Below are 10980 nucleotides of genomic sequence, written 5' to 3'. Positions count from 1 at the left end.
CCATCCTCAACGCAATCATCCGCGACGGTAAACCATGGAAAAACGCTTGACCACAAAGACAGTCGCTCTCCCCGCAAGCGGGGCGAAGGGGTATGCCGGACCGGTTTCCCCAACCAAAGCTCCTTCGTGAGGCAAGTCCCCTCTCCCCGCTTGCGGGGAGAGGGTTAGGGTGAGGGGCAATCCCCCCGCCTCCCCTTGCCTTCCACGGCCGCCTGTGCCATCTGGCGCGCTCTTCATTTTCCGGCGCGTCCGACGCGCCTTTCACGCGGGGCCATCCGCTCCGGCTCAACACAATTCAGCATTCACAGGGGGCACGGCGATGGCGCGGGCACTCGGGCTCGATTTCGGCACGACGAACACGGTTCTGGCGCTGGCGACCGGCGGCAGCGAGACGCGGTCGATGCATTTCCAAAGCAGCGTCGGCGTCACCGACACGATGCGCACGGCGCTCTCCTTCATGAAGGATCCGCAGGTCGGCGCGCAGGCGCTGAAGGTCGAGGCGGGACAGGCGGCGATCCGCCAGTTCATCGACAATCCCGGCGATTGCCGCTTCCTGCAATCGATCAAGACCTTTGCCGCGAGCGCCCTCTTCCAGGGCACGCTGATCTTCGCCCGCCGCCACGCCTTCGACGACCTGATGGAGATTTTTCTCCGCCGCCTCAAGGCCTATGCCGGCGCGGACTGGCCGGCGGAGGTCTCGCGGGTGATCGCCGGCCGGCCGGTGCAGTTTGCCGGCGCAAGCCCCGATCCGGCACTGGCGCTGGAGCGCTACAACGCGGCGCTGACGCGGCTCGGCTTCCCGGAAATCCACTATGTCTACGAGCCCGTGGCGGCCGCCTACTATTTCGCCCAGACGCTGAAGAGCGACGCCACCGTGCTCGTCGCGGATTTCGGCGGCGGCACGACGGACTATTCGCTGATCCGCTTCGAGCGGCAGGCGGGCCGGCTTTCGGCGACGCCCATCGGCCATTCCGGCGTCGGCATTGCCGGCGACCATTTCGATTCGCGCATGATCGACCACCTCGTCGCGCCGGAGATCGGCAAGGGCTCGCATTTCAAAAGCTTCGACAAGGTGCTGGAGGTGCCCTCCGGCTACTACGCCAATTTCGCGCGCTGGAACCAGTTGTCGATCTTCAAGACGACGCGCGAGTTCACCGACCTCAAGTCGCTGGTACGCTCGGCGCTGGAGCCGGAAAAGCTGGAGCTCTTCATCGACCTCGTCGAGCATGACGAGGGCTATCCGCTCTACCAGGCGATCTCGGCCACCAAGATGGCGCTCTCGGCAGACGAAGAGGCGGAGTTCCACTTCCCGCCGCTCGGCAAGGCCGGGCATAAAGGGGTCAGGCGCGCCGATTTCGAAAGCTGGATCGCGCCGGACCTTGCCCGCATCGAGGGTGCGCTGGACGAGGTTCTGGAAAAGACGAATACGCCGGCGGGCGCCATCGACAAGGTGTTCCTGACGGGCGGCACCTCCTTCGTACCGGCGGTGCGTAATCTCTTCCTGCGCCGTTTCGATGCCGGGAAGATCGAGAGCGGCGGCGAGCTTCTTTCCATCGCCCACGGCCTCGCGCTCATCGGTGAAAGCGACGACGTGGCGGCCTGGGCGGCGTAAGCGGCTTTCCTCTCCGCTCCCGCTTCGATAATGTGCCCGCCATGAACGCCGCCAGAGACCTTCACCCCGAGCAGCTCCGTTCGCTCCTGCATTTCTATGCGGATGCGGGCGTGGAATGGCTGCTGGAGGAAGAAGCCGTCGACCGCATCGCCGAGTTCGAGGCGATGCGCGCGGCGCGCGGTATCGCACCCCCGCGCGAGGCGGCCCCCGCCCCGCAGCCGGCCGCCCGGCAGGCCCCGGCGCGGCAGGAACAGCCGCGCCCGGCCGCCCCGGCGCCGCTGCCGAACGTGGCGATCCCCGACAGCCAGGCCGTGGCGGAAGCGGAATTTGCCGCGAGCAGCGCCCGCTCGCTGGAGGAACTGCGCACGGCGATGGAGGCCTTCAACGGCTGCAACCTGAAGACCAGCGCGCGCTGCCTCGTCTTCGCGGAAGGCAATCCGAAGCCCTCCGTCATGGTGATCGGCGCCATGCCGAACGCCGAGGACGACCGCGACGGCCAGCCCTTTTCCGGCCGGCAGGGCGCGATGCTCGACCGCATGCTTTCCGGCATCGGGCTTGCCCGCGCCGATCTTCTCCTCACCAATGTCGTGCCGTGGCGCCCGCCGGGCAACCGCCCGCCCTCGCAGCGCGAGGCCGATATCTGCCGGCCGTTCATCGAGCGGCAGATCGCGCTCGCCGAGCCGAATCATCTCTTGGTCCTCGGCAATTTCGCGGCGCGATTCCTGCTGCGCTCCAACGATACGATCCACCAGTTGCGCGGAGAATGGCGGACGGTGGAGATTTCCGGCCGCACGATTCCGGCCTTTGCGACGCTGCATCCACAAGACCTCGTGACGGCGCCGGTCAGCAAGCGGCTTGTCTGGCAGGACCTGCTTGCTTTCCGTGCAGGGCTGAACGGCTAGCCGAAAGGCTCCATCTCCTTTTTTCAATGGCTTAGGCGAACCGCTTTGCGGGACCCGCATCGCATTTGCCGCGAATCTGCCGCAAGCATGAACAAAATGCTTCAGCAGCCATGCGAATTGCTCATACCAGCCGGGCAGAATGTCGCATTGCAAAATCAATGCTGCAGCGCAATATGGCGATGTGGGAGGGACAGGATTTAAGGAATCGACCCATGACCGCCCGCTTTCGGCCCATCCATTCGAGCTTCGAGACGCTCCGCCATTCCGGTCTTCGCGCCGGCCGCGGCTTCGGCGGCATCGCTACCCCGGCCAACGAGCAGATGACGGCCACCGGCTTTACCCGCATCAACCGTCCCGTCCAGCTCTTCTCCGACTTCATCCAGCGCTGAGGGATCGACGATGGCCCGCATCCGCAAGCTGATGTCCGATATCGCCGATATCCGCGCCGCCGTGAATGCCGCGCGCGAATATTCCGTGCTCGCCTCGCTGCCGCGCGATGCCGCCCAGCGCCGCGACCCGCTCAAGGCCTTCCTGCCGAACTGAGCCGCTTTGAAAAGCGGCGGGCGTCGTGGTATCGTCTTCGACGTGAGGAGGTGAGACGCCTTTTCTCCGGTGGGAACCGGGCCGAAGCCCGATCCCCGTTTTCTTAGCTGATCGTCAGGGTTAGGCGCCAACCTCGAAACCTGATAACCAACGTAAGCCGGATTTTCAAACGTCTCACCTCCTTTCGTTTGCCGGAAATCGATCCGGCCCTTCTCCATAACACAACCCTGCCGGGAATCGCCAAACCATCCGGGAAATCTTCCCGGATTACGCCAACCGTTGTCGCTGTAGACAGCGCGCGGGCGCCGCAATAGAGCGACAGTCGCAAACCTGTCGCGCCATTCTGCGGAGCCCTCATGCTGGCGAGCCTCGCCTCCATTCTCAGCCTGATGCTGTCCACCCTCCTCATGATGGTGGCCTTCGGCCTCCAGAGCTATGTCGTGCCGGTGCGCGCCGTCGCCGAGGGCTGGTCGACGCAGACGATCTCGATGATCGCGACGGGCTATACGATCGGCTTCACGCTCTCCTGCGTCGTCACGCCGAAATTCGTGCTGCTCGTCGGCCATGTGCGGGTCTTCGTGGCGCTGATCACGCTGCTGGCCATCGCCATCCTGCTCTGCGCGCTCGCCGTCGACTGGCGGGCCTGGATGCTCTTTCGCGGCATTTCCGGCTTTGCCATTTCCGGCAGCTACCTCATCATCGAGAGCTGGCTGAACGAGCGGGTGACCAACGAGAACCGCGGCTCGGTCTTCTCCATCTACCTCATCACCACCATGGTCGGCACGATCGGCGGGCAGTATCTCGTGCCGCTCGGCGATCCGTCGAACACCTCGCTCTTCATCCTGTGCGGCATCATCTTCTCCGTCGCGCTGCTGCCGACGGCACTCACCTCCTCGCCGCTGCCCGCCCCGCCGACGCAGGCGCGCTTCAACGTGCCGGCGCTCTACCGCCGCTCGCCCGTCGCCGTCGTCGGCGCGTTCCTGGCCGGCGCGCTCTCCGGAGCATGGCTGAACCTCGGCGGCGTGTTCACCCAGCGCACGGGCCTTTCCACCGCCGAGGGCGCGACGCTGCTCGCCTCGGTGCTGATCGGCAGCGCCCTTTCGCAGATCCCCATCGGGCGGGCCTCCGACCGCATGGACCGCCGCCTCGTCATGGTTGCCTGCGGGGCGGTCGGCACCGTCTCCTGCCTCGTCATGGCGATGGTTTCCGGCGGGCCGGCGGCGCTGCTCTATGTCGTCGCGGCCTTCGTCGGCTCGGTCATCTTCCCGATCTATGCGCTGAACGTCGCCCATGCCAACGACCGCGCGCAGCCGGACGAATATGTCGAGGTCTCCTCCGGCATGATGATCGTCTACGGCTTCGGCACGATATCCGGGCCGCTGATGGTCGGGCCGATCATGGACCGCTTCGGGCCGGGATCGCTCTTTGCTGTGCTGGCCGTCTATTTCGCGCTCTACGGCGCCTATGCGGCCTGGCGCATCAGCCGGCGCGAGGAGAACGACGGCCTCGTCGCCAAGACGGACTTCCAGGCGATGGCCGCGCAGCCGCTCGGCGCGGATGCCGCCGCCGCCGCGCTCCAGCCGGATGCGCCCGCCGAGGACGTGCTGGAGGACACCACGACGCCGGAATGGCGTCAGCCCTGAGGCGTGATGTGCTTGCGGGCCGCGCGGCGCTGCAGGCCGAGGCGATGCTCGCGCAGGATGACGAAGATGCCCGCGATCACCACGATGACCGTGCCGACCAGCATGGCGCCCGTCGGCACGTCGCCGAACAGGAAATAGCCGATGACGAGGCCGAGCACGATCGAGGTGTATTCGAACGGCGCGATGGTGGAGACGTCCGCATAGCGGTAGCTCGCCGTCAGGAGAAGCTGGGCGATGCCGCCGCAGAAGCCGGCGAGCGCAAGAAGGATCAGCGCCTGCCAGCTCAGTTCGCTCCAGCCGAAGGGCAGCGTCACCAGCGAGAAGACCGAGGCCGAAAGCGAGAAATAAAGGACGATCGTGTGCGTGCGCTCGGCCTGCACGAGCTTTCGCACCAGCACCATCGCGCAGGCCCCGAGCGTCGCCGAGGCGAGCACGGCGAGCGCCCCCATCGCCTCCACCGAGCCGACCCCGCCGTCGCGAAAGAGCGTGAGGCGCGGCCAGGTGATGATGACGACGCCGGTCAGCCCCACCAGCACCGCCGACCAGCGATAGAGGCCGACGGTCTCCTGCAGGAACACCGCGGCGATGACGACGGCAATGAGCGGCATGGCATAGCCGATGGCGATCGCCTCCGGCAGCGGCAGGCGGGTGAGGCCGTAGAAGCCGCAGCCCATGGCGAGGATACCGACGAAGCCGCGCATGAGATGCCCGGTGAGATCGCGGGTGCGGAAGGCGTCGACGAGCTCGCCGCGACAGCCGAAATAGATGGCGATGGGCACGATGGCGAAGGCCGAGCGCAGGAAAGTGATCTGCCCCGCCGCCAGATCCTTGCCGGCCGCCTTGATGAGCGTGGACATGCACAGGAAGATCACCACCGAGGCGACCTTGAGCAAGATACCCCGCATGGGGTTCGAATACGGCGCGTCCATGCAAAACTCGTCGCGCCAGGCAGTCCGCCGCAGAGGCGGGCCGTGGCGTCAGGCATCGAAAGGAGCCGTCGAAGCGGCCCGCAGGATTTCAAGTCTAGCGGGATTGCCCGGCCGGTGGCATCAATTCTGCTGATGTTTCGCGGATATTTTTGATCGAATGGCGCCCTAAGCGTTGAGCGCCATCCAGACCTTCTGCGGCGTCGCCGGCATGTCGATATGGGTTATGCCCTTCTCGCGGTAAAGCGCATCGACGACGGCGTTCATGACGGCGGGACAGGCGCCGATGGTGGCAGCCTCGCCCGCCCCCTTGATGCCGAGCGCATTGGTCGTCGAGGGCACGTTGCGCGTCTCGAAACGGAAGAAGGGCAGGAGATCGGCGCGCGGCATGCCGTAATCCATGAAGCTCGCCGTCAGGAGCTGGCCGTCCGGCGAATAGACCGCCTCCTCGGTGAGGCACTGGCCGATGCCCTGCACGATGCCGCCATGCACCTGGCCGAGCAGCAGGACGGGGTTCACCGTCAGGCCGAAATCGTCGACGACCTGGTAGTTGACGATCTCCGTCGTGCCGGTCTCCGGGTCGATCTCGACTTCCACCACATGGGTGCCGTTCGGATAGGTCGCCTCGTCCTGCACGAATTCGGCGACCGCGACGAGGTCGTCCCCGGTCTTCGCGGCGCGGGCGATGGCGGCGTAGTCCAGCACCTGGTCCGTGCCGACGACGCGCGCCTCGCCCGCCACAAGCTCGATATCCTCGACCGAGGCTTCCAGTTCGTCGCCGGCGATGCGCTTCATCTTCTGCGCGAGGTCCTCGCTCGCTGCGGCGACGGAGGCGCCGCCCAGCGGAATGGAGCGCGAGCCGCCCGTGCCGCCGCCCTTCGCCAGGTCCTTCGTATCGCCCTGCCGCACGGTGATGCGGTCGAAATCGATGCCGATCTTCTCGGCGATGAACTGACTGTAGGCGGTGGCGTGACCCTGCCCGTTGGTCTGCGTGCCGATGAAGAGGGTGATCGTGCCGTCGCCCTCGAGGCGGATATGCGCCGGCTCGGAGCCGGCGAAGGCGCAGGCCTCCACATAGGTGGAAAGGCCGATGCCGCGAATGCGCCCGCGCGTCTTCGCTTCCGCCGCGCGGGCGGGGAAATCGGCCCAGCCGGCGCGTTCCATGGCCAGCGTCATGTGGCCGTCGAACTCGCCGACATCGTAGAGCCGGCCGCCGGCCGTGCGATAGGGAAACTGCTCGGGGCGGATGAAGTTGAGGCGGCGGAAGGCTTCCGGCGAGAGGCCGACGTCGCGCGCCGCGGTATCGACCATCCGCTCGATGACATAGGCCGCCTCGGGCCTTCCGGCACCGCGATAGGCATCGACCGGCGTGGTGTTGGTGTAGAAGGCCCGGATATGCATGTCGAGCAGCGGGATGTCGTAGACGCCGGTCGCCATGATCGAGGCCATGGTGGGGATCATCGGGCCATATTGCGAAAGATAGGCGCCCATATTGGCGTCCATGCGGATGCGCAGCGCCGTGATGCGGCCCTCCGCCGTCATCGCCACGGCAGCATGGACGATGCTGTCGCGGCCATGCGCGTCGGCAAGGAAATGCTCGCCCCGGCTCGCCACCCATTTCACCGGGCGACCGAGGCGCTTCGCCGCTTCCATGACCAGCGGATATTCGCGGTAGTTGAAAGCCTTGGTGCCGAAGCCGCCGCCGACATCGGGCGTCACGACGCGGATCTTCTCCGGATCGACGCCGAAGACGTGCCGCGCCAGCGAATTGCGCACGCCATGCACGCCCTGCGAGCCGCAGGTGAGCGTGAATTCCTCCGCCTCTTCATTCCATTCGCCGAGCGCGGCGCGGGTTTCCATGTAGTTGGAGACGAGGCGGTTGTTGACGACGGTAATTTCGGAGATCCGCTCGGCCGCGGCAAAGGCCTTTTCCACGGCCGCCGCGTCCCCCGTCTGGTGCCGATAGGCGAGGTTGGAGCCGAGCTCGGGCCAGACGAGCGGCACGCCCTCCCCGCCGGCCTCGGCAAGCGAGACGTTCGCCTCGTCCATGTCCCAGTCGATCTCGACGAGCTCGGCGGCGTCCTCGGCCGCCTCCTGGCTGTCGGCGACGATGAAGGCGACCGCGTCGCCGACATGGCGCACGCGCTCGCGACAGAGCACCGGCGTGCCCCGCAAGGGATGCTTCGTGCCGTCCGGCTGGGTGACCTGCGCAAGGCAGGGCACGTCGCCGAGATGGGCGATATCGGCCGCCGTCATCACCAGATGCACGCCGGGCGCTGATTCCGCCGCCTCGGTCGAGACGATGCGGAAGGCCGCCGACGCATGGGGCGAGCGCAGGACGAAGCCGCGCAATTCGCCCGGCCGCACGATATCGCCGGTATAGGCGCCCTCGCCCTTCAGGAGCGGCAGGTCCTCCTTGCGCAAAGCGGAGGCGCCCACGCCGAATTTCGGTGCTATGGTGTCCATGACGGCGATGTCCTGAGATTGAAAGACGGGAGAGCCAAATCTAGTGCGGATCGGCGCGTTGTCGACCCCTTCCCGTTCGTTCCCCTGTGGAACAAAGTTGTGATCGAAGCGTCGCTGGCAATGAGATGTTAAGCGAATAAGCATATCAATCGGTGGAATTTGGGGGCAATGGGTCCCGGCGAACCGCCCGGTTGTATGAAAACGGGACAGGCCGGGGCAGCAGGAGACGGGACATACCATGCGGACAGAGAACGGCCGGATCATCCATCTGGCAGATTATCGCCAGACTGACTTCGTTCTCGAACGCGTCGACCTGACCTTCGAACTCGACCCGACCGAAACGAAGGTCGAGGCGCGGCTGATCTTCCACCGCCGCGAAGGCGCCGATCCTTCCGCCCCGCTCGTCCTCGACGGCGACGAACTCGTCATGACGAGCCTGCTCTTCGACCAGATGGAGATGGACAAGGCGCGCTACGACGCGACGCCCGAGAGCCTGACGATCCGCGACCTGCCGGCAAGCGAGCCCTTCGAGATCACCGTCACCACGATGATCAATCCCGAGGCCAACACACAGCTTATGGGCCTCTACCGCGCCAACGGCGTCTACTGCACGCAATGCGAGGCGGAAGGCTTCCGCCGCATCACCTATTTCCCCGACCGGCCGGACGTACTGGCCGTCTACACGGTCAACATCATCGCCGACAAGGCGAGTTGCCCGCTTCTTCTTTCCAACGGCAATTTCCTCGGCGGCGCGGGCTACGGCGAAGGCAAGCACTTCGCCGCCTGGTTCGACCCGCACCCGAAGCCCTCCTACCTCTTCGCGCTGGTCGCGGGCGACCTCGGCGTGGTGGAAGACACGTTCACGACGATGTCCGGCCGCGAGGTCGCGCTGAAGATCTATGTCGAGCACGGCAAGGAGCCGCGCGCGGCCTATGCCATGGACGCGCTGAAGCGCTCCATGAAATGGGACGAGGAGGTGTTCGGCCGCGAATACGACCTCGACATCTTCATGATCGTCGCCGTCTCCGACTTCAACATGGGCGCCATGGAGAACAAGGGGCTCAACGTCTTCAACGACAAATACGTGCTGGCCGACCCGGAAATCGCCACCGACCAGGACTATGCGAATATCGAGGCGATCATCGCCCACGAATATTTCCACAACTGGACCGGCAACCGCGTGACCTGCCGCGACTGGTTCCAGCTCTGCCTCAAGGAAGGCCTGACGGTCTACCGCGACCACGAGTTCTCCGCCGACCAGCGCTCGCGCGCCGTCAAGCGCATCGCCGAGGTGCGGCACCTGAAATCCGAGCAGTTCCCGGAGGATGCGGGGCCGCTCGCTCACCCGGTGCGCCCGACGAAATACCGCGAGATCAACAACTTCTACACGACGACCGTCTATGAAAAAGGCTCCGAGGTGACGCGCATGATCGCGACCATCCTCGGCAAGGACGGCTTCAAGAAGGGCATGGACCTCTATTTCGAGCGTCACGACGGCGATGCCGCGACGATCGAGGATTTCGTGAAATGCTTCGAGGATGCCAACGGCGTCGACCTTAGCCAGTTCTCGCTCTGGTACAACCAGGCCGGCACGCCGCTCGTCAGCGTCTCCTCGGCCTATGACCAGGGCAAAGGCGAATTCACGCTCTCGCTGGAGCAGATGATCCCGCCGACGCCCGGCCAGAGCGTCAAGGAGCCGATGCACATTCCGCTGCGCTTCGGCCTGCTGCTCACCGACGGTTCGGAAGCAAACCCCACCGCCGTCAGCGGCGCGGACGTGACCGGCGATGTGCTGCACCTGACCGAGCGCCGCCAGACCGTCACCTTCTCCGGCATCGCCTCGCGCCCGGTCGTCTCGCTCAACCGGGGCTTTTCCGCGCCGGTCAACCTGCATTTCGAGCAGGCTGCCGCGGACCTCGCCCATATCGCGCGGCATGACGGCGACCTCTTCGCCCGCTGGCAGGCGCTGAACGACCTTGCGCTTCCGACCCTCGTCGATGCCGCCCGCAAGGCGCGCGCCGGCGAGCCCGTGGAAACGAGCGACGTGCTCGCCGATACGCTGATCGCCATCGCCGCCGACGAGAGCCTGGAGCCGGCCTTCCGCGCACAGGCGCTCGCCCTTCCCTCCGAATCCGACATCGCCCGCGAGCTCGGCAGCAACAACGACCCGGACGCCATCCGCACCGGGCGCGAAGCCGTGCTCGCCTTCGTGGCGAACCGCGACCCGGCCGTCTTCGCCGCGCTCTTCGCCGGCCACCGCACCGAAGGCGCCTTCACGCCGGATGCTTCGGGCGCTGGCCACCGCGCGCTGCGCAATGCGGCGCTCGCCTATCTCGCTGTCTCGGACGGCACGCCGGCCCGCGCGGCGGAAGCCTTCGCCAGCGCCGACAACATGACGGACCTCAGCGCCGCGCTGACGGTGCTTGCCCACCGCTTCCCGGATGCGCCGGAAACGGCAAAGGCGCTGGAAGCCTTCCGCGCGCGCTTTGCCGACAATGCGCTGGTCATCGACAAGTGGTTCTCCATCCAGTCGACCATTCCGGGCGACGGCGCGCTGGAGCGCGTCAAGGCGCTGATGGAAAGCCCACTCTTCAACAAGGCGAACCCGAACCGCGTGCGCGCGCTCGTCGGCACCTTCGCCTTCTCCAACCCGACCGGCTTCAACCGGGCGGACGGCGCGGGCTACCGCTTCCTTGCCGACCAGATTCTCGAGATCGACCCGAAGAACCCGCAGCTTGCCGCCCGCATCCTCACCTCCATGCGCTCCTGGCGGGCGCTGGAAGAGGTGCGCTCCGACCACGCCCGCAACGCGCTGCGCGCGATCGCTGCGGGTGAGAAGCTCTCCTCCGACGTGTCGGACATCGTGGAGCGCATGCTGAAGGCGTAAG

The 10980-nt window shown here is 66.2% G+C and carries 8 protein-coding genes; 6 read left to right on the top strand and 2 right to left on the bottom strand.

Features of this window, described 5'->3' with window-relative positions:
- Positions 1–319: 319 nt before the first annotated feature.
- The 5 genes from HNQ66_RS22590 to HNQ66_RS22570 all read left to right on the top strand — a co-directional run bounded on the left by HNQ66_RS22590 (position 320) and on the right by HNQ66_RS22570 (position 4700).
- Positions 320–1612, top strand: a complete 1293-nt coding sequence (locus HNQ66_RS22590) for an Hsp70 family protein (RefSeq protein ID WP_184147028.1) — start codon at positions 320–322, stop codon at positions 1610–1612.
- A gap of 41 nt (positions 1613–1653) precedes the next feature.
- Positions 1654–2514, top strand: coding sequence for a uracil-DNA glycosylase (locus HNQ66_RS22585; RefSeq protein ID WP_184147026.1), 861 nt, complete (start codon positions 1654–1656; stop codon positions 2512–2514).
- Between the two features lie 212 nt (positions 2515–2726).
- Entirely contained in the window at positions 2727–2903 is a 177-nt protein-coding gene (locus HNQ66_RS22580; RefSeq protein WP_184147024.1) for a hypothetical protein, read from the top strand.
- 10 nt (positions 2904–2913) lie between these two features.
- Complete coding sequence (locus HNQ66_RS22575; protein WP_184147022.1) at positions 2914–3057, top strand: hypothetical protein; 144 nt, start codon at positions 2914–2916, stop codon at positions 3055–3057.
- Positions 3058–3413: 356 nt separating this feature from the next.
- A complete protein-coding gene (locus HNQ66_RS22570; RefSeq protein WP_184147020.1) occupies positions 3414–4700 on the top strand; it encodes an MFS transporter in 1287 nt (428 codons plus the stop codon).
- On the opposite strand, the gene HNQ66_RS22565 is transcribed toward HNQ66_RS22570, so the two are convergent.
- Together HNQ66_RS22565 and HNQ66_RS22560 are read right to left on the bottom strand one after the other, a co-directional pair.
- Positions 4691–5629 (bottom strand): DMT family transporter, encoded by a 939-nt coding sequence (locus HNQ66_RS22565; RefSeq protein WP_184147018.1) that lies wholly within the window; start codon positions 5627–5629, stop codon positions 4691–4693. The genes HNQ66_RS22570 and HNQ66_RS22565 overlap by 10 nt on opposite strands.
- A gap of 165 nt (positions 5630–5794) precedes the next feature.
- On the bottom strand, positions 5795–8092 hold the full coding sequence (locus HNQ66_RS22560) for a xanthine dehydrogenase family protein molybdopterin-binding subunit (protein WP_184147017.1): 2298 nt from the start codon (positions 8090–8092) through the stop codon (positions 5795–5797).
- A gap of 238 nt (positions 8093–8330) precedes the next feature.
- On the opposite strand from HNQ66_RS22560, the gene pepN reads away from it, so the two are divergent.
- Positions 8331–10979, top strand: coding sequence for an aminopeptidase N (pepN, locus tag HNQ66_RS22555; RefSeq protein ID WP_184147015.1), 2649 nt, complete (start codon positions 8331–8333; stop codon positions 10977–10979).
- The last annotated feature ends 1 nt before the right edge of the window (position 10980 follow it).

It is taken from the genome of Shinella fusca (assembly GCF_014203155.1).
Lineage (GTDB): Bacteria > Pseudomonadota > Alphaproteobacteria > Rhizobiales > Rhizobiaceae > Shinella > Shinella fusca.
The sequence above is the reverse complement of the archived record's forward strand: the minus strand, read 5'-3'. Positions and strand labels throughout refer to the sequence as shown.

Excerpts from the sequence above, each read along its gene's own strand:
- HNQ66_RS22590 (WP_184147028.1), top strand. The coding sequence starts at position 320 with ATGGCGCGGGCACTCGGGCTCGATTTCGGCACGACGAACACGGTTCTG.
- HNQ66_RS22585 (WP_184147026.1), top strand. The coding sequence starts at position 1,654 with ATGAACGCCGCCAGAGACCTTCACCCCGAGCAGCTCCGTTCGCTCCTG.
- HNQ66_RS22580 (WP_184147024.1), top strand. The coding sequence starts at position 2,727 with ATGACCGCCCGCTTTCGGCCCATCCATTCGAGCTTCGAGACGCTCCGC.
- HNQ66_RS22575 (WP_184147022.1), top strand. The coding sequence starts at position 2,914 with ATGGCCCGCATCCGCAAGCTGATGTCCGATATCGCCGATATCCGCGCC.
- HNQ66_RS22570 (WP_184147020.1), top strand. The coding sequence starts at position 3,414 with ATGCTGGCGAGCCTCGCCTCCATTCTCAGCCTGATGCTGTCCACCCTC.
- HNQ66_RS22565 (WP_184147018.1), bottom strand. The coding sequence starts at position 5,629 with ATGGACGCGCCGTATTCGAACCCCATGCGGGGTATCTTGCTCAAGGTC.
- HNQ66_RS22560 (WP_184147017.1), bottom strand. The coding sequence starts at position 8,092 with ATGGACACCATAGCACCGAAATTCGGCGTGGGCGCCTCCGCTTTGCGC.
- pepN (WP_184147015.1), top strand. The coding sequence starts at position 8,331 with ATGCGGACAGAGAACGGCCGGATCATCCATCTGGCAGATTATCGCCAG.